This is a genomic window from Pedococcus sp. KACC 23699, from assembly GCF_045348425.1.
Lineage (GTDB): Bacteria > Actinomycetota > Actinomycetes > Actinomycetales > Dermatophilaceae > Pedococcus.
The window spans coordinates 1,289,204-1,311,151 of the sequence record NZ_CP157483.1 but is presented as its reverse complement, the minus strand read 5'-3'; the positions used below and the strand labels follow the sequence as shown (position 1 = coordinate 1,311,151).

Sequence of the window (21,948 nt, the reverse complement as noted above, 5' to 3'; positions counted from 1 at the left end):
CGGTCGGCGGTGGTGGGGCAGACTGCCGTCATGCCGCTGCCCTCGTTCCTCGACCTCTCCGGCCGCACCGCCCTCGTCACCGGGGCCGGGAGCCCGAGCGGCATCGGGTTCGCCACTGCGCGTCACCTCGGCGCCCTTGGCGCGGGTGTCGTCCTCGTTGCCACGACCAGCCGCGTCGAGGACCGGGCCCGCGAGCTCGAGGCCCAGGGGATCGAGGCGCTCGGCCTCGTCGGCGACCTCACCGACCCCGACGTGGTCGCCGATCTCGTCGAGGCGGCTGCGGAGTGGGGCGGACGGCTCGACGTCCTGGTCAACAACGCGGGGATGGTCTCCACGAGCCAACCCGACTACCTCGAGGGCGACCTCACCGCGACGACCCCCGAGCGGTGGTCGGAGTCGTTGCGGCGCAACCTCGACACCGCGTTCCTCGTGACGCGGGCGGCCCTGCCCCACCTGCGGTTCAGCGGTTCGGGACGGGTCGTCATGGTCGCCAGCGTCACCGGCGCCGTCATGGGCATGCGCGGCGAGGTGGCGTATGCCGCCGCGAAGGCCGGCCTGGTCGGACTCACCCGGGCGCTCGCGGTCGACGAGGCCGTCCACGGGGTCACCGTCAACGCTGTGGCACCCGGATGGATCGCCACGGGTTCGCAGACGCAGGACGAGGCTGCCGAGGGCCTGGCCACGCCGGGCGGGCGTTCGGGGACTGCCGATGAGGTCGCCGCCGCGATCGCCTTCCTCGCGAGTCCCGGGGCCGGCTACACGACCGGTCAGGTGCTCGTCGTCGACGGAGGCAACAGCGTCACCGAGGAACGCGCGCTGCCCCGCTGAATGCCGGGGGCGCTCGAACGGGGCAGCGTCAGGACCGTGAGGTGCCGGTCAGCGCGGGGGCATGCGCAGCGCGCCGTCGAGGCGGATGACCTCGCCGTTGAGCATGGAGTTGTCGACGACGTGCGCCACGAGGTTGGCGTACTCGTCGGGCTTGCCGAGGCGCGACGGATGCGGCACCTGCTTCTCGAGGAGCTCCTTCACCTCGCCGGGCAGGCCGTTGAGCATCGGGGTCTCGAAGGTGCCCGGCGCCACGGTGACGACCCGGATCGCCTTGTCGGCGAGGTCGCGTGCGGCACTCAGGGTGAGGCCGACGACGCCGCCCTTGCTCGCTGCATACGCGGCCTGGCCGACCTGGCCGTCGTAGGCGGCGATGGACGCGGTCATGACGATGACGCCGCGGTCGCCGTCGACGGGCTCGTTGGTGAGCATCGCTGCGGCGGCGAGGCGCAGCACGTTGAAGGTGCCGATCAGGTTGATGTTGACGACGGTCGCGAAGTTTTCCAGACCCAGTGGGCCGCGCTTGCCGACGACCCGGCCCGGGGTGGCCACACCGGCGCAGTTGACGACGATCCGCAGGGTGCCGAGCTCGCCGGCCGCGTCGATGGCTGCCTGCACCTGGGCCTCGTCACGGACGTCGGCGGGCACGAACCGCGCCATGTCGCCGAGCTCGTCGGCAAGGGCCTGGCCGGTGGAGGACGGAAGGTCGACGATGACGACGGCAGCGCCCTCGGCGTGCAGGCGGCGGACGGTCGCGCCACCGAGTCCGGAGGCCCCGCCAGTGACGAGGGCGACGGTGGAGTCGTTGATCTGCAAGGGTTCTCGACCTTTCGATGGGGGAGGAGTCGTTCGGTGCCGGTCAGCCGCGGAGCAGCTGGCGGCTGATGACGAGCCGCTGGATCTGGTTGGTGCCCTCGAAGATCTGGGTCACCTTGGCCTCGCGCATGTAGCGCTCGAGGGGGAAGTCCTGGGTGTAGCCCGCGCCGCCGAGCACCTGGACGGCGTCGGTGGTGACACGCATGGCGTTGTCGGTGCAGACGAGCTTGGCGACCGCGGCCTCCTTGCTGAACGGCCGTCCGGCATCGCGCAGCCGGGCCGCGTGGAGGTAGGAGGCGCGGGCGGAGGTGACGGCGGCCTCCATGTCGGCGAGCAGGAACGCGAGGCCCTGGTTGTCGCCGATCGGTCGGCCGAACTGCTGGCGGTCCTTCGCGTAGTCAACGGCACGGTCGAGCGCGGCTTGCGCGAGACCCGTTGCGGCAGCGGCGATCCCGAGCCGACCGGAGTCGAGGGCCGACAGGGCGATCGCCATGCCCTGGCCACGCTCACCGACGAGGCGGTCGGCCGGGACGTCGACGCCCTCGAAGTGCACCTCGCTGACGGTGTCGCAGTGCAGGCCCATCTTCTTCTCGGGGGTGCCGAACGCGAGGCCCTCGGAGCCGCCCGGCACGACGAAGCAGGACAGCCCACGACCGCCGTCGTCGGAGGTACGCACGAACGACGTGTAGAAGTCCGCGTGACCAGCGTGCGAGATCCAGGCCTTGGTGCCCTTGAGCCGGTACGACGTGGGGTCGTCCTGGTCGTCGGGGACCGCGCGCGTGGTCATGGCCGCGACGTCGGAGCCGGCGCTGCGCTCGGAGAGGCAGTAGGCGCCGAGCTGGTCACCGGAGAGCATGTCCGGCAGCAGCCGGGCCTTCTGCTCGTCGGTGCCGAAGGTCGCCACCGGGTAGCAGGTGAGGCCGTGCACCGAGACGCCGACGGCGACGCTCATCCAGACGGAGGCGATCTCCTCGACCACCTGGAGGTACACCTCATACGGCTGACCGGCGCCGCCGAACTCCTCTGCATAGGGCAGCGACAACAGGCCGGCCCGCCCCAGCACCCGGAACGCCTCGAGCGGGAGCCTCGGTGTCGTCGCCGCAGCGCGCTCGGCCTCGTCGACGACGGGCGCGAGTTCCTTGGCGCAGATCTCGCGGGTGAGGTCGATGAGGTCCTGACCCTCCTCGGAGGGCATCAGACGGGTGGCAGCCATGGGCCAAGGGTAGTAGTAGGACGTCCTACTACCTGAATCGCCGAGGTCGGGCCCCGCCACCGAGCAGAGGTTGCTGCCGCACGGACAGGTTGCTACCTGCCCCGCGGGCAGCAACCTCTGTTAGCAGAGGTTGCTGCGGGTCGGGGAGGGGGCGAGAGGGGGCTCAGGTATGGCGCGGGGCCGGTTCGACGGGGGTGAGCTCGGGCCGCTTGGCGGTCACCGTGTCGCCAGAGGACTCGCCTCGCAGCCGACGCTGCACCCACGGGGCCAGGTGGGTCCTGGCCCAGGCCGCGTTGGCTGCCGTCGCCTCGCGCCGACCGACGGGCGGCAGCGGGGGCAGGGGGGTGCTCCAGTCGGCCCGGTCGGTGTCGTGGCCCAGGGCGGACAGGGCGTTGAGCGCGACCCGGCGGTGGCCCTCGGTCGTCATGTGGATCCGGTCGTCGGCCCACAGCCGGAAGTCCTTGAGGGCGTCCATGCCCCACTGGTTGATGACGTAGCAGCCGTGCTGCTGGGCGATGCTGAAGATGTTGGCCGAGTGGATCGCGTGCCGGCCGCGCAGGTGGCGCAGCAGGGGAGCGCCCTCCGGGTCGGTCGGGGTCGCCAGCAGGACATCGCTGCCGGCCTCGCGCAGTCGGATCACGGCTGCCTCGAGCCGGTCGGCGATGGCGTCGAGGTCGGCCTTGGGCCGCAGGATGTCGTTGCCACCGCCCACCATCGAGACGAGGTCGGGGCGCAGCTCCAGCGCGGCGTCGAGCTGGGGTCCGATGACGTCGGCGAGCAGACGACCGCGAACCGCGAGGTTGGCATAGGCGAGGTCGCCTTCGGCGTCGTGGGCGATCTGGGCCAGGTGAACGGCGAGCCGGTCGGCCCAGCCGACGTAGCTGTTCTCGCGCTGCGGGTCGGCGTCCGACATGCCCTCGGTGAACGAGTCGCCGATCGCGACGTAGCGGTGCCAGACCTTGCCGCCGCTCTCGGGCAGGTGGGTCTCGTTCTCGGGCAGCTCGGGGGCGTGGGTCGCATCGGTCACGGCAGGCTCCAGTCGATCGGGTCGGCACCCTGCTGGGCCAGGAGCTCGTTGGCACGGCTGAACGGCCGCGAGCCGAAGAACCCCGCGTGGGCCGACAGGGGTGAGGGGTGCGGGCTCTCGACCGACGGGACGTCGCCGAGATGGGGCACGAGGTTGCGGGCGTCGCGGCCCCACAGGATCGCGACCAGCGGGCCGCCGCGAGCCACCAGGGCCGAGATGGCCTGCGCCGTGACGGTCTCCCAGCCCTTGCCCCGGTGGCTTGCGGGCTTGCCGGGGTGGACCGTCAGCACCCTGTTGAGCAGCAGCACCCCGCGGTCGGCCCACGGCGACAGGTCGCCGTTGCGGGGTCGCGGCACGCCGAGGTCGGTCTGCAGCTCCTGGTGGATGTTGACCAGGCTGCGGGGCACCGGCTGCACGTCCGGGGCGACGGAGAACGACAACCCCACGGCGTGGCCGGGCGTCGGGTAGGGGTCCTGGCCGACGATGAGCACACGCACGTCGTCCAGCGGCTGCTCGAACGCCCGCAGCACCCGGTCGCCGCTCGGCAGGTACCCGCGACCGGCCGCGACCTCGGCCCGCAGGAACTCGCCCATCGCCGTGACGGTGTCCGCGACCGGCTCGAGCGCCGCTGCCCACGAAGGGTGGACGAGCTCGGAGAGGGCGGCGGGCGGCATACCCAGAAACGTAAACCCCCTCCCGCGTGCGGTCGCGCTCAGGGCGTTCGGACGGCACGGCGACGAGGCTGGACACCGAGTGCCGAGTGCCGCCTGCCGACGCGGCTGCCTAGGGTGGCACGGTGAACTCCTTGCGCTGGCCCGTGGTGCTCTTCGACTTCGACGGCACCCTCGCCGACACCATCCCGCTGATCGTCGCGTCCTACCGGCACGCCCTCACCTCCGTGCTGGGGGAGTCGGCGCACGACGACGAGGTGCGCTCGTGGATCGGTCGCCCGTTGCAGCCGGTGCTCGAGGAGCGCTACCCGGGTCGCGGCGCTGAGCTCACCGACGTCTACCGGGCTTGGAACCTCGACAACCACGACGAGCTGATCCAGACGGTCGACGGCATCCCCGAGCTGCTCGACGACCTCCACGCCGCGGGTGCGCGCACCGGGGTCGTCTCGTCCAAGAAGGCCGCGACCGTCGAGCTCGGCCTGCGCGCGGTCGGCCTCGCCACCCGCATCGACGTGCTGGCGGGCATGGAGTCCACGCCGGTGCACAAGCCCGACCCCGCGCCCCTCCTGCATGCTGCGCGACGACTGGGCGTCGGGCCTGCCGAGTGCGTCTACATCGGGGACGCGACCGTGGACGTCCAAGCGGCTCGGGCGGCCGGTATGGGCGCGCTGGCCGTCACCTGGGGCGCCGGCACCCGACCCGCCCTGGAGGCCGCCGGCCCCCTCGCCGTCGTCGACGACGCGGTCGGCCTGAGGGCCGAGCTGCTCGGGTCGCCCCGGCCCTAGACTCTGCGGGTGCACGGCTACAGCGACCAGCAGCTCGAAGTCCTCGGCGACGCGATCCTCGCCTACTCCGCCGACCGGTTGAAGCTCGACCCGGTCCCGCTCGACGGGCCGCGGACCCCTGCCGAGCTCGACGCCGCGGCCGGGATGACGATCACCCCCGACGGCATCGGCGGCCTGGCGGCGCTCAAGCTGTTCGAGGAGGACCTGGCTCCCGCCTGCATCTCCACCGACCATCCGCGCTACCTGTCCTTCATCCCGTGCGCTCCGACCGAGGCGTCGGCGATGTTCGACCTCGTCGTCGGCGCCTCGTCGATCTACGGCGGCTCCTGGCTCGAGGGTGCCGGAGCGGTGTATGCCGAGAACCAGGCCCTGCGCTGGATCGCCGACCTCGTTGGCCTGCCGTCCGAGGCGGGTGGCGTCTTCGTCCCCGGCGGCACGATCGGCAACCTCTCCGCCCTGGTCGCCGCCCGCCACACCGCCCGGATGGAGGCGACCCACCAGGGCCGCCGTGGTGAGGGGGCCCGCCCGTGGAGGGTGGCAGCCACCCATGGCGCGCACTCCTCGATCCAGTCGGCGTGCGACGTCATGGATGCCGAGTTCGTCGGGGTCGAGGTGGACGACTCCGGCCGCCTCACGGGGCCGCTGCTGCGCGAGGTCCTGCTCGAGCACGGCCCCGAGACCTTCTTCGCCGTCGTCGCCACCTCCGGGACGACCAACTTCGGCATCGTCGACGACCTCGAGTCGGTCTCCGCGGTGTGCCGGGAGTTCGGGATCTGGTTCCACGTCGACGGCGCTTACGGCGGCGCCGGCCTCGCCGCGCCCTCGGTGCGCCACCTCTACGCCGGGATCGAGCACGCGGACTCGTTCATCGTCGACCCGCACAAGTGGCTCTTCGCCCCGTTCGACTGCTGCGCCCTGCTCTACCGCGACCCGGCCCTGGCGAGGGCCGCGCACACCCAGCACGCGTCATACCTCGACGTCCTCACCGGCACCCCGGACTGGAACCCGACCGACTACTCCGTCGGCCTGACCCGTCGGGCGCGCGGCCTGCCGTTCTGGTTCAGTCTCGCCACCCACGGGACGAGGGCCTACACCGACGCCGTCGAGCGGACCCTGGCCGTGACCCGGTTCGCCGCCGAGGAGATCGCGCGCCGCGACCACGTCGAGGTCGTGCGCGAGCCCGACCTGTCGGTCGTGGTGTTCAGGCGGATCGGCTGGACACCGGCGGAGTACCAGCAGTGGTCCGACCGGCTGCTGGCCGACCAGTTCGCCTTCGTCGTGCCCACGTCGCATGACGGCGAGACGCTGACGCGGTTCGCCATCGTCAACCCGAGGACCTCCGAGGAGGACATCACCGCCATCCTCGACACGATGGCCTGAGGGCCCGCGACCACCCCGTTCGTGACCGCGCAGGGATCCTGCCGCGAAGGGAGCCTGACCGCGCAGAGTTCGTGACCTTGGGCCCTGCCCCTGCGCGGCCGCACCGACTTGGCTGGAGTCGGAGGGGACGGTGGTGGTCATGGTCGTGACGGCGCACAGGGCGGTGACCCGCCCGCTCGCGGAATGGGCCGTGGTCCTGCTGCTCGGCTTCCTGGGGTTGACCGCGGTCGCCGGTGGGTTCGTCATGACGACCGGCCTCGGGGGGTCGCAGGTGCGCCCTCCCGCCGACTGGCTCGACGAGATCCCCCTCGTCTCCAGCTGGGTGGTGCCCGGCCTGGTGCTGATGCTCGGCTTCGGGGTGGGGTCCCTCGTGACCGCGAGGGGCATGCTGCGCAGGTCGAGATGGGCCTGGCTGGGCTGGGCCCAGCGCCTGACGGGCGAACACTGGTCGTGGCTCGCGGCGATGGTCCTCGGGGCGGGGCAGGTGCTGTGGATCGTCCTCGAGCTGGTCTACCTGCCCGCGGTCTCGTGGTTCCACCCCCTCTACGGAGCCGTGGGTCTCGCCCTCGCGCTGCTGCCGCTGCGTGCGTCCGTACGGGCCGACCTGGCGGTCGGGTCCGCTCCGCGAGGGTCCGCCGCGCGGTCCACAGTTGCCCTGTGAGGCTGCTGGGACTGGTGTGGCAGGGCCTGGACTCCAGTGCTGGCCGACGCGCCGAACAGAATGACAAGCGTGTGATTCCCTCCGTATAGTTGCCCTCGCAAGGCACCGTCACGAAGGGTCGAGAGTGAACGCCGCACACGAGCAGGATCACGTCAGCGCCGCAGCAGGGCTGAGCGAGCGCGACCGCGAGATCATCGCCTTCGAGCGGCAGTGGTGGAAGTACGCCGGGGCCAAGGAGCAGGCCATCAAGGAGCTCTTCGACATGAGCGCCACCCGCTACTACCAGGTGCTCAACGCCCTCATCGACTCCCCGGCCGCGCTCGAGGCCGACCCGATGCTCATCAAGCGGCTCCGCCGGCTGCGTGCCTCGCGCCAGCGCGCCCGCAGCGCCCGCAGGCTCGGCATCCAGCTGTAGGCAGCACCCAGACACAGTCACGCCCGTCCAGAATCGACTGGACGGGCGTCGCTGTGTCCGCGGGAACCTACCTGCTTCGCGGGTTTGGGGGCCAGAAGGTGAGCAATGGTTCACCTTCTGGCCCCCAAACCCGGGGGCCCGGCGATCCGCGGGCGGTATGGCGCGTGCGGGCTCTGCGCGCGCCATACCGCCTCCGCGTGCTTGACTGCGGCCGTGACCGACGTGCGCACCCGCCCTGCGGGACCCGACGACGCCCTGGTCGTCGCCGGCCTGACGCTGCAGTGCGCGCTGCACCGCGGGGGCACCCCGGAGCCAGGGTTCCTCGACAGGTTCGCCCGCGCCTGGTCCGCCCAGGTCCGCAGCCGGCCGGCGTGGATCGCCGAGGTGGGCGACCAGCACGCGGGGTACCTCCAGGCCGCAGTCGTGCCCGCGCTGCCCTGGCCCGGTCGCGGCGACGCCGGCGGGATCCTGATCATCGACACCTTCTTCGTGCGACCCACCCACCGCGGGATGAGTGTCGGCGAGCACCTCCTGCAAGCGTCCGTCGGCTGGTCGCGGTCCCAGGGACTCGCCGAGGTCCGGATGACGGCAGGGAAGTTCACCCGTCCGATGGTCGAGCGGGTCGGGTTCGTCCCGCACGCCGCGGCCCACCATCTGGAGCTGTCGTGACCCGTGGCCTGCGGATCGGCTCGATCGTCGTCAACGTCTCCGACGTGCCGAGGGCGATGGCCTTCTGGACGCAGGCCCTCGGCTACGAGCCGCGCTATGAGCCCGAGCCGGACTGGGTGATCCTCCAGCCCAGGGACGGTGGCGGCCCCAACCTCTCGCTCAACCTCGGCGAGACCCGACCGGAGCCCTTCCCGCACGTGCACCTCGACCTCTACACGCCCGACCAGGACAGCGAGGTGGAGCGGCTCCTGCAGCTCGGGGCCAGCCGGGTCGAGGACTGGCCCTACCCCGAGGAGCCGCACGACTTCGTCGTCCTCGCCGACCCGGACGGCAACCGCTTCTGCGTCATCGACGCCCCTGAGGGCTGAGCGCGTGCGGCCCGGACCGACCAACACCCTGACCGACGTCCCCGGAGTGCGTGTCGGGCACGCCACCCGCACCGAGCCCGGTTGGCTCACCGGTGCCACGGTCGTCCTCGCTCCCGAAGCAGGAGCGGTGGCCGGTGTCGACGTGCGTGGCGGCGCCCCGGGCACCCGCGAGACCGACCTGCTCGACCCCCGCAACCTCGTCGACCGGGTCAACGCCGTCGTGCTCACCGGCGGCAGCGCGTTCGGTCTCGCCGCCGCGGACGGGGTGGTGCAACGCCTGTATGCCGCCGGGCTCGGCTGGCCGATGGGCGAGCCGGGCCAGGTGGTGCCGATCGTGCCGGGCGCGGTGCTGTTCGATCTCGGGCGCGGTGGTGAGTTCGGGAACGCACCGGGCGCTGCCGATGGCGCCGCCGCGTTCGACGCCGCCGTCGGACCACCGGCCGGCCGGGCCGACCGGGCCCACCGGGCCGACACTGTGGTCGTCGAGCAGGGCTGTGTCGGAGCGGGCACCGGCGCCAAGGTCGGCGGCCTCAAGGGCGGGATCGGTTCTGCCAGTGCGGTGCTCGACGACGGGACCACCGTCGCTGCCCTGGTCGCGGTCAATGCCATCGGCTCGGCGGTGGACGACCGGACGGGAGAGCTGTGGGGCGCCCGGTTCGGTTTCGGTGGCGAGTTCGACCACCTCGGCGCCCCGACCGAGGCGGACCTGCGCGCGGCCCGCGAACGGGCCGACGCGGCATACGACGGGCGACCGATCCGGCCCGGCACGGCGACGACGATCGGCGTCATCGCGACCGACGCCACCCTCACCAAGGCGGAGTGCCAGAAGGTGAGCGGGCTCGGTCACGACGGCCTCGCCCGGGCGCTGCACCCGGTGCACACGCTGCTGGACGGCGACACCCTGTTCACCCTCGCCACGGGGGAGCAGCCGGTGCCCGACCTGCCGTCGCTGCACGCGCTGATGGTGGCTGCCGGCGACTGCGTCACCCGGGCGGTCGCCCACGCGGTCCTCGCCGCCACCTCGGTTGCCAATGGCACGGTGGACCTGCGCTCCTACCGCGACGCGTTCCCCTCGGCTGTCAGGATGGGGTGATGAGCAACGACTGGAGCACACCCGAAGGCCTCGCTGCGATCAAGGACGCGCTGGCCGCGACCATCGACGGGTGGCAGGCGCCGGTGGCGTACGGCGTGGGAATCAGTCCCGCGTCGAGCTCCCCCGAGCTGGAGTTCCCGCACGTCAACGGCCCGGGCGGGACGCACGGGCTGCCGGCAGTGGTGCTGGCCAAGATCGTCGGCCACGCGCAGGGGACCGCGACCTACCCCCTGTCCCGCTCGCAGCTCGAGGCGGCCGTCGAGACGCTGCGTCCGGCCGAGGCGTGCACCTCGATGGAGCACCCCAACCTCGCGGCCTTCCGGACCGTCCTGGCCGAGCTCGACTCCAACCCGGCCCGCGAGGCCCAGGTCGTCTTCGTCGGCGACCTGGAGGACCCCGTGTCCTCGGAGGCTGATGCCACCCTGCGCACCCTCGTGTCCTAGCCGACAGCCTGCCGAGGAGCACCCGTGCACGACGACCGCCGCCTGATCGAAGCCCGCCTGCGCCGGACCCTGCAGCGGGTCGAGGACGAAGTCTGGTCCGCGCCGACGCCGGTCGACCTCGGCCGCTGGGACGCACCGGGCGAGCCGGTGCCCGTCGAGGAGGGCCTGACCGCGCCCTTCGCCCAGGCGCAGGTCGGCGACCGGTGGGGCCCGCCGTGGGGCACCACCTGGTGGCGCATCCGCGCGACCGTGCCTGACTCGTACGCGGGTCGTCGGGTGGACCTGCGCCTCGACCTAGGGTTCGACCCGGGCCACGACGGGTTCCACGTCGAAGGGCTCGTCCACCGCGCCGACGGCACCCCGGTGAAGGGGCTCAACCCGCACAACCAGTGGGTGCGGGTGGCCGACGAGGCTGCGGGGGGCGAGGAGGTCGAGCTGTTCGTCGAGGCCGCGTCCAACCCGCTACTGCTCGGGGGTGGGGGGTTCGACTTCCGGCCGTCGCCGCTCGGTGACCGGCTCACCGCCGGTGACGAGCCTCGGTACGTCGTGGTGCGCGCCGAGCTCGCGGTGTTCGAGCAGGAGGTGTGGGAGCTCCAGCAGGACCTCGAGGTGCTCGGGCAGCTGGCGGCCGAGCTACCCGAGGGTGACCCTCGGCAGTGGCAGCTGCTGCGGGCGATCGACCGGTCGTGCGACGCCCTCGACACGTCCGACATCGCTCTATCGGCCTCTGCTGCAAGGGCTTTGCTCGCCGGTGTCCTTGCCACCCCTGCTCGGGCGAGCGCCCACCGCATCTCTGCTGTCGGCCACTCCCACATCGACTCGGCGTGGCTGTGGCCGGTGCGCGAGACCGTCCGCAAGGTCGCCCGCACCAGCTCGAACGTCCTGGCCCTCATGGACGACCACCCCGAGCTGGTCTACGCCATGTCGTCGGCGCAGCAGTTCGCGTGGCTGCGCGACCACCGGCCCGAGGTATGGCGCGGGGTGCTCGAGCGGGTGCGCGAAGGTCGGTTCGTGCCCGTCGGCGGGATGTGGGTCGAGTCCGACACGAACATGCCTGGCGGCGAGGCGCTGGCCCGTCAGCTCAACCACGGGAAGCGGTTCTTCCTCGACGAGTTCGGGATCGAGACCCGCGAGGTGTGGCTGCCGGACTCGTTCGGGTACACCGCCGCCCTGCCGCAGCTCATCGCGCTCTCGGCGTCGCAGTGGTTCCTGACGCAGAAGATCTCGTGGAACACGACGAACCGGTTCCCGCACCACACCTTCCGCTGGGAGGGGCTGGACGGCACCCGCGTCTTCACCCACTTCCCGCCCGCCGACACCTACAACTCCGAGGTCTCGGGCGCCGAGGTCGCGCACGCCGCCCGCAACTTCTCCGACAAGGGGGACGCGACGCGCTCGCTGCTGCCGTTCGGCTGGGGCGACGGTGGTGGTGGCCCCACGCGCGAGATGCTCGCCCGCGCTGCGCGGCTGAAGGACCTCGACGGCTCGCCGCGGATCGAGGTGGAGCGCCCGGACGCCTTCTTCGCCAAGGCCGAGGCGGAGTACCCCGACGCCCCGGTCTGGGTCGGTGAGCTCTACCTCGAGATGCACCGCGGCACCTACACGTCGCAGGCCAGGACCAAACAGGGCAACCGCCGCAGCGAGCACCTGCTCCGCGAGGCCGAGCTCTGGGCGAGCACGGCCACGGTCCGCGCCGGGGCGACATACCCGGCTGAGGAGCTGGACCGGATCTGGAAGGTGGTGCTGCTGCAGCAGTTCCACGACATCCTGCCCGGGTCGTCGATCGGGTGGGTGCACCGCGAGGCGGTCGCCAACTACGAGGTGGTGGCTGCCGAGCTCGCGGCGATCATCGAGTCGGCCCAGGCCTCCCTGGCCGGAGAGGGCGACGTCGAGGTCGTCTTCAACGCGGCCCCGCACGAACGTTCGGGCGTCGCCGGCGGCGCCGCAGGTCCGCTTTCGTCGGGTGGGCCGGCAGTTGCCGATGTCGAAGTGGTCGCCGAGGGCGAGGGATGGGTGCTGTCCAACGGTCTCATCCGGGCGGTCGTCGACGCCCGGGGCCTGCTCACGTCGGTGGTCGACACCGCGACCGGCCGTGAGGCGCTGGCCCCGGGATCAGCCGGCAACCTCCTCCAGCTGCACCCGGACACCCCCGCCGCGTGGGACGCCTGGGACCTGGACGCGTCCTACCGACACACGTGGACCGACCTCACCGAGGTCTCGTCGGTCTCGGTGGTGGACGGTGGCGTGCGCGTGGAGCGCCGGTTCGGGGAGTCGTCGGTCACGCAGCTGCTGACGCTGACGCCCGGGGAGCCCCGCGTGGACGTCGACACCGAGGTCGACTGGCGCGAACGCGAGAAGATCCTCAAGGCCGGGTTCGACCTCGACGTGACGACCGAGCGCTCGACCGCCGAGGTGCAGTTCGGCCACGTCCACCGCCCGACCCATACCAACACGTCCTGGGACGCGGCGAAGTTCGAGATCTGCGCCCATCGCTGGGTCCACGCCGGCGAGCCCGGCTACGGCGCCGCAGTGGTCAACGACTCGACCTACGGCCACGACGTCACCCGTCGCGACCGCGAGGGCGGCGGCACGACGACGCAGGTCCGGCTCTCCCTCCTCCGGGCGCCGCAGAGCCCTGACCCCGTCGCAGACCTCGGTGTGCACCGACTGCGGTATGCCGTGGTCCCGGGCGCCGACATCGCCGACGCCATCCGGGAGGGGTACCGCGTCAACCTGCCGCTGCGGGTGGTCCGGGGCTCGGGAGCGGCCGTGGAGCCGCTGGTCTCGGTGACCGCGGGCTCGGCCGTCGTCGAGGCGGTCAAGCTGGCTGACGACCGCTCCGGTGACGTGGTCGTCCGGCTCTACGAGTCGCTGGGGTCCCGGGGCTCGGCGACCGTGCTGGCCGGGTTGGAGCACACGGGCGTCGAGACGGTCGACCTGCTCGAACGCCCGCTGCCCACCGAGGGGGTCGAGGTCGTCGACGGCGGGGTCAGGCTGGCGCTGCGCCCGTTCCAGGTGGTGACCCTGCGCTTCACCCGATGAAGCTCGAGCTCTGCATCGGCTCGGTGGGGACCGCCATGGCACGTGGTGGCACCGACGACGGCAAGTGATCACAGTGAGTGCACGGCGCCCGGCGCGACCTGAGCCAACGACGCCGAGTGATCACAGTGACCATGGCCGCGGGGGCCGTGGTTCAGACCGCGTCCCAGGCTTGTCCCTGCACGAGGGTGCGTCCACCGGGGTCGGCCAACCATTGCGCAGGCTCGTCCGGCTCGAACTCACCCTGCGCGGACCACAGCCGAGCGCTCATCGGCCCGAGGGTCAGGACTCGACGGTCGCCGTCCCGGACCAACCGGAACGCGCCGCTCACCACGCCCCACACCGCGTCGTCGAGCTCTTCGACGAGCGGATCGGAGCCGTCGTCGCAGGCATCGCACCCGCAGAAGGGGATCACGGCCACCATCCACGCGGGATCGCCGACCCCGACTGCCACCCCGGCGTCCGGGGTCTCGTCGATGCGCGTGTGGGCGACCACCAGCGGAAGGGCCCCCGCAGCGCTCGGGACGAGTCGGGCGGTGCCGGTGACGACGACCCCGGGGAGGTCATGCCATTCGGCAGCGTCCCCGTCCTTCAGCTCGGCCAGGCCGGCCTCGGTGAGGACCCGGACCCACGCTGCCCACCGGGCGCCCAGCAGCCGGTACTTGTCAGGGTCGAGCACGCGGGAGTACCACTCCTGCGGCGGGGAGCGCCCGGGCTCCCACCCGACACGCGGGTCCGGCCACTCCGACAGCCCCCGCGCCGTGGTGGCGAAGGCCTCGTCGAGCGCCACGTCCAGCGCGTCCCGGTCCACGATCCGACGGTATGCCGCGGGGTCCGGTCCCGTCGCCCGGTTTTCGCGGCGCCCGGGGTGACGTGACCCTGGTGGCGGCCGGGTGGTCGCACGGGTGGTCTCGGAGGTGGCGGGAGGCGTTTGCACTCTCAGGGGGAGAGTGCCAATAATGGCGTTAGCACTCTAATCATGAGAGTGACAATCATGGCCTCAAAGTGAGGTCCGGGGAACGTGTGCGACGTGAGCCGCCGGAACCGGGCCGTCCGTCGCGGGCACGGCGAGGCCGCCACACACGATTCGCGTGGGAGGAACCACCCGAATGGCCAAGATCATCGCATTCGATGAAGAGGCACGTCGCGGCCTCGAGCGGGGCATGAACATCCTCGCCGACGCCGTCCGCGTCACCCTCGGTCCGAAGGGCCGCAACGTCGTCCTCGAGAAGAAGTGGGGCGCCCCCACGATCACCAACGATGGCGTGTCCATCGCCAAGGAGATCGAGCTCGACGACCCGTACGAGAAGATCGGTGCCGAGCTCGTCAAGGAGGTCGCCAAGAAGACCGACGACGTCGCCGGCGACGGCACCACCACCGCCACCGTGCTGGCCCAGGCCCTCGTCAAGGAGGGTCTGCGCAACGTCGCGGCAGGCGCCAACCCGATGGCCCTCAAGCGCGGCATCGAGAAGGCCGTCGAGGCCGTCACGGCCCAGCTGCTCGAGATGGCCAAGGACGTCGAGACCAAGGAGCAGATCGCTTCGACCGCCTCGATCTCCGCTGCTGACCCCCTGATCGGCGAGATGATCGCCGAGGCCATGGACAAGGTCGGCAAGGAAGGCGTCATCACCGTCGAGGAGAGCAACACCTTCGGTCTCGAGCTCGAGCTCACCGAGGGCATGCGCTTCGACAAGGGCTACATCAGCCACTACTTCGTGACTGACACCGAGCGCATGGAGGCCGTGCTCGAGGACGCCTACGTCCTCGTCGTGAACTCCAAGATCTCCGGCATCAAGGACCTGCTGCCCCTCCTCGAGAAGGTCATGCAGTCCGGCAAGCCACTGCTCATCATCGCCGAGGACGTCGACGGCGAGGCCCTGTCCACCCTGGTGGTCAACAAGATCCGTGGCACCTTCAAGTCCGTCGCCGTCAAGGCCCCGGGCTTCGGTGACCGTCGCAAGGCCATGCTGGCCGACATCGCCATCCTCACCGGTGGCCAGGTCATCTCCGAGGAGGTCGGCCTCAAGCTCGACACCGCCGAGCTCGACCTGCTCGGCCGTGCGCGCAAGGTCGTCGTCACCAAGGACGAGACCACGATCGTCGAGGGTGCGGGCGACAACGACCAGATCCAGGGTCGCGTCAACCAGATCCGCGCCGAGATCGACAAGTCGGACAGCGACTACGACCGCGAGAAGCTGCAGGAGCGCCTGGCCAAGCTGGCCGGTGGCGTTGCAGTCATCAAGGCCGGTGCCGCGACCGAGGTCGAGCTCAAGGAGCGCAAGCACCGCATCGAGGACGCCGTGCGCAACGCCAAGGCTGCCGTCGAGGAGGGGATCGTCGCCGGTGGTGGCGTGGCCCTGCTCCAGGCCACCAAGGCTGCGTTCGAGAAGCTCGAGCTCGAGGGTGACGAGGCCACCGGCGCGAACATCGTCCGCGTCGCCGCGTCCGCTCCGCTCAAGCAGATCGCGATCAACGCCGGCCTCGAGGGCGGCGTCGTCTCCGAGAAGGTCTCCAACCTGCCCTCCGGACACGGCCTCAACGCCGCGACCGGCGAGTACGTCGACCTCATCGCCGCGGGCATCATCGACCCGGCGAAGGTGACGCGTTCCGCGCTGCAGAACGCCGCGTCGATCGCCGCGCTGTTCCTCACCACCGAGGCCGTCATCGCGGACAAGCCCGAGAAGGCTGCCGCTGCTGCCCCCGGTGGCGACGAGATGGGTGGCATGGGCTTCTGAGCCCAGCTCCTCACCGCGTCACCAGCACGACACGAAGGGCGGTTCCCCGAGAGGGGGGCCGCCCTTCGGCGTCGAGGGGGGTTCGGCACCCACGGGACGGGCGGTGCGTGTAGAAACAGTGGGTGCCCGATCTCGACGACAGTCCCCTCGCCCTTGGCCCCCTGCTTCGCTATGTGGGGGAGACGAGCGCCACCGTCTGGGTCCAGACCTCGCACGCGGCGACCGTCACCGTGCGGGCTTTCGACCGGTCGTGGCAGGCGCCGACGTTCGCCGCCCACGGCCACCACTACGCCCTCGTGGTCCTCGACGGGCTCGAGCCGGGGCAGACCAGCGAGTACCAGGTCGACATCGACGGTGTGCAGGTGTGGCCGTGCACCGCCGAGGCGACCGGAACCCTCGCCGCGACCCTCCCGCCGAGCCGGATCACGACCCTGGTCCACAGCGAGCCGACCCGGATGGCCTTCGGCTCGTGCCGCACGAGCGTGCCGCACGACGCGGAGGGCAACAAGAGCAACGGCGTCGACGCCCTGCGGGCATACGCCCACCACCTGACCCGGACCGACCCGGCGCTGTGGCCGCACCTGGTGGTCTTCCTCGGTGACCAGGTCTACGCCGACGAGACCTCCGAGGAGATGCGCGAGTTCATCGCCGCGCGCCGCAGCCTCGACGAGCCGCCGGGCGAGGAGCTCAAGGACTACGTGGAGTACGCCCACCTCTACCGGTTGGCGTGGACCGACCCGCTCAACCGGTGGCTGCTGTCGACCCTGCCGAGCGCCATGATCTTCGACGACCACGACATCCGCGACGACTGGAACACCTCGCAGGACTGGCACCGCGAGATGAACCAGAAGCCGTGGTGGCACGACCGCATCGTCGGGGGGTTGGCGTCCTACTGGGTCTACCAGCACATCGGCAACCTCGGGCCCGAGGAGCTGGCGCGTGACGAGGTCTGGCAGCTCATCGCCCGGCACGCGGAGTCAGGGGCCGACGGCGAGCTCGACCTGACCGAGGTGCTCGACACCCTCGCTGCCCGGGTCGACCAGCACCCCGAGACCTACCGGTGGAGCTACGCCCGCGACCTGGGCGAGTCCCGGCTCGTCGTGGTCGACAGCAGGGCGGCGCGGCTGCTCGAACCGGACCGACGTTCGATCCTCGACGACGACGAGATGGCCTGGTTGGACGAGCAGCTGCGCGGCGACGTCGACCACCTGTTCATCGGCACCTCGTTGCCGTTCCTCATGGCGCAGGGCATCCACGACCTCGAGGCGATCAACGAGGCGATGGCCGAGGGCGCCTGGGGTCCGCGCGTGGCCGTGTGGGGCGAGAAGATGCGCCGCGCCCTGGACCTCGAGCACTGGGCTGCCTTCCAGGAGGGCTTCGCCAAGGTCCTCGCCATGGTCATCGAGGTCGCGGACGGCAGGCGCGGGAAGGCGCCCGGCACGATCACGTTCCTGTCCGGCGACGTCCACAACTCCTACGTCACCGAGATCGAGCACCACCAGCTCGCCCCGGGCTCCAGCCGCATCATCCAGGCGGTCTGCTCCCCGATCCGCAACCCCCTGCCCCGGCAGGCCCGCATCGCCCAGGCGATGCTGGGCAACGGTTTGGCGCGCCCGCTGAAGCTGTTGGTGCGGCGCACCGCCAAGGTGCCCAACGCGCCATACGACTGGCCGATGACCGAGGGTCCGTGGTTCGACAACAACCTCGCGACCCTTGAGGTCCGCGGTCGCGGCCTGGTGATGCGCTGGGACATGGGGGTCGTCAAGGGGGAGCGGTATGACGCGCCCGACCTCGAGCAGGTGGCGCGGGTCGTCATCAGCTGACGTCCGTCCCTGTCTGTCCCCGTTGCGGCCGTTTTGTCCCCGCGCTCCGGCTCGCACGGCTCAGGGTCTGGTCAGGGGCGGCTCGGGGTCGAACCCGAGGGTGGAGCATTGTGGGCGCCCCTAGCGTTGTCACCCGTGAGAACCACCACCCGAGCCAGGGAGTCCCGATGACGTCCACCCCTTCGTCCACCACCAGGTCCGCGCCCTCCGACGACGGGACGCGAGGGCCGGCCGCCCGAGTCCGGGAGCTGACGAAGGTCTACGGCAAGGGTGAGGCCGAGGTCCGGGCGCTGGCCGGGGTCAGCCTTGACATCGCCGCCGGCGAGTTCACCGCGATCATGGGGCCATCGGGCTCGGGAAAGTCGACGCTGATGCACTGCGCCGCCGGCCTAGATGCGGCCACCGCGGGTGAGGTCTACATCGGCGACGTCGACATCACCCAGCTCAAGGACAAGGCGCTGACCACCCTGCGACGAGACCGGGTGGGTTTCGTCTTCCAGTCCTTCAACCTGATCCCCACGCTCAACGCGGAGGAGAACATCCTCCTGCCGCTGGCCATCGCCGGACGCAGGGCCGAGCCGTCGTGGTTCGACCTCGTCATCGACACGGTGGGGTTGCGCGACCGACTCAGCCACCGCCCGGGCGAGCTGTCCGGCGGCCAGCAGCAGCGCGTCGCCTGCGCCCGAGCCCTGGTGAGCAAGCCCGAGATCGTGTTCGCCGACGAGCCGACGGGCAACCTCGACTCGACGTCGGGCGCCGAGGTGCTGAACTTCCTGCGGCGCAGCGTCGACGAGTTCGGCCAGACGATCGTCATGGTGACCCACGACCCGGTGGCGGCCGCCCACACGGACCGGGTGGTCTTCCTCGCCGACGGTGTCGTCGTCGACGAGATGCGCGAGCCCAGCGCCGAGAAGATCCTCGAGCGGATGAAGCGCCTGGACACTCGCCTGCAGTCCCCAGCGGCGCCGGGCGCCACCGCACCGGGTGCCACCGCCCCGGGCGTCACCACCCCGGGCGTCACCGCGCCGGAGGCCTGACGATGCTGCGCGCCAGCTGGAAGAGCCTGCTCGGCCGCAAGCTGCGGTTGTTCATGAGCGCCTTCGCGATCATCCTGGGTGTCGCGTTCGTGTCGGGGTCGTTCATCTTCACCGACACCCTCGGCAAGGCGTTCGACGGCATCGTCAACACCGTCGGCGACGTGGTCGTCCGCCCGGTCACCGCCAGCTCGGACTTCAACTCGGGCCCCACGTCCAAGACGGTGCCGGCAACCCTGGTCGCCTCGCTGCGGTCCGTCCCGGGGGTGGCCCGCGCCGACGGCAACGTCAGCGACCCCACGACGTTCGTCATCTCCACGAAGGGCAAGATCATCGGCGGCGGGGGACCGCCCGGGCTCGGCCTCAGCCACAACGACGCGCCCACCTCCGCCGGCGACCCACCGGCGACCCTGTCGAAGGGGCGTTGGGCGAGCACGAGCGGGGAGGTGGTCCTCGACGTGGGCACCGCCGAGCGCGCGGGTTACGTGGTCGGGGACACCGTGCGACTCGTGACGAGCGGGACGCGGCCCATCGTCACGGCGAAGCTCGTGGGCCTTGCCGAGTTCAAGGGTGGCCTCGTGGGGGCGACGCTGGCCTTCTTCGACACCAGGACAGCCCAGCAGCTCTACTACGGCGGCAAGGACCAGTTCACCGACGCGTGGGTCACCGCGAAGGACGGCACCAGCGCCGAGGACCTGGCCAAGGCCGTGCAGGCCAAGCTCCCGTCCGGGTTCGAGGCGGTCACGGGTGCCTCGGTCGCCAAGGAGACCGCCACGGGGGTCAACAAGGCGCTCAACTTCATCAACGTCTTCCTGCTCGTGTTCGCCGGGATCGCGTTGTTCGTGGGGTCGTTCCTCATCATCAACACCTTCTCGATCCTCGTCGCCCAGCGCAGCCGGGAGCTCGCGATGCTGCGCGCCCTCGGTGCGGGCCGGCACCAGGTCACCCGGTCGGTGCTCTTCGAGGCGTTCGTCGTCGGTCTCTTCGGCTCGACCGTGGGTCTGGGCTGCGGCTTCCTGCTCGCCATCGGGATCCGGACGCTGTTCGCGCAGTTCGGGCTCGACCTCAGCGGGTCGCCGCTGGTGTTCCAGCCCCGCACCGCCCTCATCGCGTATGCCGTGGGGCTCGTCGTGACGATGGTGGCGGCCTACCTGCCGGCCCGCCGCGCCGGCGCGATGCCCCCGGTGGCGGCGATGCGTGACGACGTCGCGCTGCCTGAGTCCACCCTGCACCGCCGGGTGTGGCTCGGGTCCGTGTTGTTCGTGGCCGGCCTCTTCGCCACCTGGCTCGGTGCCTTCACCTCGGTCGACAACAGCGCCTACTGGGTCGGCGGTGGCGTGCTCGGGCTCGTGCTCGCGGCGATCCTCACCTCCCCGGTGATCGGCCGGCCGGTGATCGCGTTGCTGGGCTGGGTCTATCGGCGGCTCTTCGGGGCGGTCGGGGTGATGGCCGAGCAGAATGCCGTCCGCAACCCCCGCCGCACCGCTGCCACGGCCTCCGCCCTGATGATCGGCCTCACGCTGGTCGCGATGATGTCGGTGTTCGGCGCCTCGGCGAAGGCCAGCGTCGACAAGTCGATCAGCACCACCTTCGCCGCGGACTACGTCGTCTCCAACGCCGTCGGACAGCCCTTCTCGACCCAGGTGACCAAGGACATCGCCGCCGTGCCCGGCGTGGCGACGGTGAGCCCCTTGCGCTACCTGGCCGTTTCGCTCGACGGTGATCGCGGGTTCGCGGCCGCCATCGACCCGGCAGCCTTCGAGAAGGCGGTGCCGCTGGAGTTCTCGGCCGGCTCACTCACCAAGCTCACCGGCAAGACCGTGCTCGTGTCGCAGGACCGGGCCGCGAAGCAACAGCTGGCGGTCGGCAGCACCGTCCGTGGAGAGGTCGCCGGCCAGCAGGACACCTACACCGTCGGCGGCATCTTCGTCCCGTCGGCATCGGTCCCCAACTCGATCCTCATCAGCCTCCAGACGGCCAGGGCGGCGGGTGTGCCCGAGCAGGACAGCGCGGACTTCGTGGTGCGCGACCGCGGTGCGAACCCGGCCGCCGTGCAGGCGGCGATCGAGAAGGTCATCGCCGACGTGCCGACGGTGACGCTCAAGGACCAGGACGCTTTCGCCGCCGAGCAGCGGGCACCCATCGACCAGCTGCTCTACATCATCTACGCGTTGCTCGGGCTCGCCGTGATCATCGCCATCCTCGGGATCATCAACACCCTGGCGCTGTCGGTGATCGAACGAACCCGCGAGATCGGCCTGCTGCGCGCGGTCGGCCTGAGCCGCCGCCAGCTGCGGACGATGCTGCGCCTCGAGTCGGTGGCGATCGCGCTGCTCGGTGCGGTGCTCGGCGTCGTCCTGGGCCTGGTCGCGGGGTGGGCGCTGCAGCGCAGTCTCGCCGACCAGGGGATCGACGTCCTCGCGATCCCCGGCCTGCAGCTCGCGATCTTCGTGGTGCTTGCCGGTTTCGTCGGTGTGCTCGCAGCGCTCTGGCCCGGCCGAAGGGCCGCGCGCCTGGACGTGCTGCGCGCGATCACCACCGAGTAGCCGCCGTCGCGGCACGGGACAGGCGCCGCCCGAGCCGGGCCCACGGTCCGGGCGGCGCCGCTTCAGCTGAACATCCGGAGCGTCTGCGCCTCCGTCTCGGCGTACTGCACCCCTGCGGCCGCGAGCACCGTGCCGATCGAGTCGAGCGACGCACGCACCTGCCGCTGGGTGCCCTGCCACTCGGTGACGAGCGCCTGGAACCGGGTGGACGCGGTGCCGGTCCACGCTCCCTGCAGGCCGCCCAGCCGAGCCATCATCGCGCTCACCTGCCCGTCGATCTCGCTCGAGATGCGGGCGATGTCGCCCGATGCTGCCTGGATCTGGCCGGTGTCCACCTGGAACTGTGCGGTCATGACCGTCCCTCCTCACGGGTCGTCGGTGCCCCCGTGACACCAATTCCCTGTG

20 protein-coding genes are annotated in these 21,948 nt (G+C 71.4%); 14 read left to right on the top strand and 6 right to left on the bottom strand.

The genetic code is table 11. The annotated features are described in order from the left end of the window. The first annotated feature begins 30 nt into the window (after positions 1 to 30). On the top strand, positions 31 to 828 hold the full coding sequence (locus ABEG17_RS06030; RefSeq protein WP_406832378.1) for an SDR family NAD(P)-dependent oxidoreductase: 798 nt from the start codon (positions 31 to 33) through the stop codon (positions 826 to 828). 48 nt (positions 829 to 876) lie between these two features. Here the strand turns inward: ABEG17_RS06030 and ABEG17_RS06025 are convergent, their stop codons facing one another. From ABEG17_RS06025 to ABEG17_RS06010, 4 genes are all read right to left on the bottom strand, one after another. Further along, positions 877 to 1,641, bottom strand: coding sequence for an SDR family NAD(P)-dependent oxidoreductase (locus ABEG17_RS06025; protein ID WP_406832377.1), 765 nt, complete (start codon positions 1,639 to 1,641; stop codon positions 877 to 879). Positions 1,642 to 1,684: 43 nt separating this feature from the next. After that, positions 1,685 to 2,854, bottom strand: coding sequence for an acyl-CoA dehydrogenase family protein (locus ABEG17_RS06020; RefSeq protein WP_406832376.1), 1,170 nt, complete (start codon positions 2,852 to 2,854; stop codon positions 1,685 to 1,687). A gap of 163 nt (positions 2,855 to 3,017) precedes the next feature. Continuing rightward, on the bottom strand, positions 3,018 to 3,881 hold the full coding sequence (locus ABEG17_RS06015; protein WP_406832375.1) for an SGNH/GDSL hydrolase family protein: 864 nt from the start codon (positions 3,879 to 3,881) through the stop codon (positions 3,018 to 3,020). Then, the gene (locus tag ABEG17_RS06010) at positions 3,878 to 4,555 is read right to left on the bottom strand and encodes a uracil-DNA glycosylase (RefSeq protein ID WP_406832374.1); all 678 of its coding nucleotides are present in this window, start codon (positions 4,553 to 4,555) and stop codon (positions 3,878 to 3,880) included. Before ABEG17_RS06010 ends, ABEG17_RS06015 begins: the two co-directional genes overlap by 4 nt. A 122-nt stretch (positions 4,556 to 4,677) precedes the next feature. Between ABEG17_RS06010 and ABEG17_RS06005 the strand changes: the two genes are divergently transcribed. From ABEG17_RS06005 to ABEG17_RS05965, 9 genes are all read left to right on the top strand, one after another. Further along, entirely contained in the window at positions 4,678 to 5,337 is a 660-nt protein-coding gene (locus ABEG17_RS06005; RefSeq protein WP_406832373.1) for an HAD family hydrolase, read from the top strand. Between the two features lie 3 nt (positions 5,338 to 5,340). Further along, complete coding sequence (locus ABEG17_RS06000; protein ID WP_406833142.1) at positions 5,341 to 6,717, top strand: pyridoxal phosphate-dependent decarboxylase family protein; 1,377 nt, start codon at positions 5,341 to 5,343, stop codon at positions 6,715 to 6,717. Positions 6,718 to 6,856: 139 nt separating this feature from the next. After that, on the top strand, positions 6,857 to 7,378 hold the full coding sequence (locus ABEG17_RS05995) for a hypothetical protein (RefSeq protein WP_406832372.1): 522 nt from the start codon (positions 6,857 to 6,859) through the stop codon (positions 7,376 to 7,378). A gap of 124 nt (positions 7,379 to 7,502) precedes the next feature. Beyond that, positions 7,503 to 7,793: a DUF3263 domain-containing protein gene (locus ABEG17_RS05990; protein WP_406832371.1), complete on the top strand. Its 291-nt coding sequence runs from the start codon at positions 7,503 to 7,505 to the stop codon at positions 7,791 to 7,793. Between the two features lie 213 nt (positions 7,794 to 8,006). Further along, positions 8,007 to 8,462, top strand: coding sequence for an N-acetyltransferase family protein (locus tag ABEG17_RS05985; protein ID WP_406832370.1), 456 nt, complete (start codon positions 8,007 to 8,009; stop codon positions 8,460 to 8,462). Next, complete coding sequence (locus tag ABEG17_RS05980; protein WP_406832369.1) at positions 8,459 to 8,830, top strand: VOC family protein; 372 nt, start codon at positions 8,459 to 8,461, stop codon at positions 8,828 to 8,830. The genes ABEG17_RS05985 and ABEG17_RS05980 overlap by 4 nt, the downstream gene beginning before the upstream one ends. A 4-nt stretch (positions 8,831 to 8,834) precedes the next feature. Beyond that, positions 8,835 to 9,923: a P1 family peptidase gene (locus tag ABEG17_RS05975; protein WP_406832368.1), complete on the top strand. Its 1,089-nt coding sequence runs from the start codon at positions 8,835 to 8,837 to the stop codon at positions 9,921 to 9,923. Next, complete coding sequence (locus ABEG17_RS05970; protein WP_406832367.1) at positions 9,923 to 10,366, top strand: hypothetical protein; 444 nt, start codon at positions 9,923 to 9,925, stop codon at positions 10,364 to 10,366. The genes ABEG17_RS05975 and ABEG17_RS05970 overlap by 1 nt, the downstream gene beginning before the upstream one ends. A 24-nt stretch (positions 10,367 to 10,390) precedes the next feature. After that, positions 10,391 to 13,408, top strand: a complete 3,018-nt coding sequence (locus ABEG17_RS05965; protein WP_406832366.1) for an alpha-mannosidase — start codon at positions 10,391 to 10,393, stop codon at positions 13,406 to 13,408. 151 nt (positions 13,409 to 13,559) lie between these two features. On the opposite strand, the gene ABEG17_RS05960 is transcribed toward ABEG17_RS05965, so the two are convergent. After that, the gene (locus tag ABEG17_RS05960; RefSeq protein ID WP_406832365.1) at positions 13,560 to 14,216 is read right to left on the bottom strand and encodes a DUF6226 family protein; all 657 of its coding nucleotides are present in this window, start codon (positions 14,214 to 14,216) and stop codon (positions 13,560 to 13,562) included. Between the two features lie 298 nt (positions 14,217 to 14,514). Here ABEG17_RS05960 and groL point away from each other — a divergent pair, with 298 nt between their 5' ends. From groL to ABEG17_RS05940, 4 genes are all read left to right on the top strand, one after another. Beyond that, entirely contained in the window at positions 14,515 to 16,140 is a 1,626-nt protein-coding gene (groL, locus tag ABEG17_RS05955; protein ID WP_406832364.1) for a chaperonin GroEL, read from the top strand. Between the two features lie 122 nt (positions 16,141 to 16,262). Then, on the top strand, positions 16,263 to 17,963 hold the full coding sequence (locus ABEG17_RS05950; RefSeq protein ID WP_406832363.1) for an alkaline phosphatase D family protein: 1,701 nt from the start codon (positions 16,263 to 16,265) through the stop codon (positions 17,961 to 17,963). 167 nt (positions 17,964 to 18,130) lie between these two features. Further along, the gene (locus tag ABEG17_RS05945; RefSeq protein WP_406832362.1) at positions 18,131 to 19,000 is read left to right on the top strand and encodes an ABC transporter ATP-binding protein; all 870 of its coding nucleotides are present in this window, start codon (positions 18,131 to 18,133) and stop codon (positions 18,998 to 19,000) included. 2 nt (positions 19,001 to 19,002) lie between these two features. Then, entirely contained in the window at positions 19,003 to 21,543 is a 2,541-nt protein-coding gene (locus ABEG17_RS05940) for an ABC transporter permease (RefSeq protein ID WP_406832361.1), read from the top strand. A 62-nt stretch (positions 21,544 to 21,605) separates the two neighbouring features. On the opposite strand, the gene ABEG17_RS05935 is transcribed toward ABEG17_RS05940, so the two are convergent. Continuing rightward, positions 21,606 to 21,896, bottom strand: a complete 291-nt coding sequence (locus ABEG17_RS05935; protein WP_406832360.1) for a WXG100 family type VII secretion target — start codon at positions 21,894 to 21,896, stop codon at positions 21,606 to 21,608. Between the last annotated feature and the right edge of the window lie 52 nt (positions 21,897 to 21,948).

What these genes read in the sequence shown, in the direction of transcription:
- ABEG17_RS05945 (WP_406832362.1), top strand. Translation starts at nt 18,131, where the DNA reads ATGACGTCCACCCCTTCGTCCACCACCAGGTCCGCGCCCTCCGACGAC.
- ABEG17_RS06030 (WP_406832378.1), top strand. Translation starts at nt 31, where the DNA reads ATGCCGCTGCCCTCGTTCCTCGACCTCTCCGGCCGCACCGCCCTCGTC.
- ABEG17_RS05970 (WP_406832367.1), top strand. Translation starts at nt 9,923, where the DNA reads ATGAGCAACGACTGGAGCACACCCGAAGGCCTCGCTGCGATCAAGGAC.
- ABEG17_RS05940 (WP_406832361.1), top strand. Translation starts at nt 19,003, where the DNA reads ATGCTGCGCGCCAGCTGGAAGAGCCTGCTCGGCCGCAAGCTGCGGTTG.
- groL (WP_406832364.1), top strand. Translation starts at nt 14,515, where the DNA reads ATGGCCAAGATCATCGCATTCGATGAAGAGGCACGTCGCGGCCTCGAG.
- ABEG17_RS05935 (WP_406832360.1), bottom strand. Translation starts at nt 21,896, where the DNA reads ATGACCGCACAGTTCCAGGTGGACACCGGCCAGATCCAGGCAGCATCG.
- ABEG17_RS06010 (WP_406832374.1), bottom strand. Translation starts at nt 4,555, where the DNA reads ATGCCGCCCGCCGCCCTCTCCGAGCTCGTCCACCCTTCGTGGGCAGCG.
- ABEG17_RS05995 (WP_406832372.1), top strand. Translation starts at nt 6,857, where the DNA reads ATGGTCGTGACGGCGCACAGGGCGGTGACCCGCCCGCTCGCGGAATGG.
- ABEG17_RS06020 (WP_406832376.1), bottom strand. Translation starts at nt 2,854, where the DNA reads ATGGCTGCCACCCGTCTGATGCCCTCCGAGGAGGGTCAGGACCTCATC.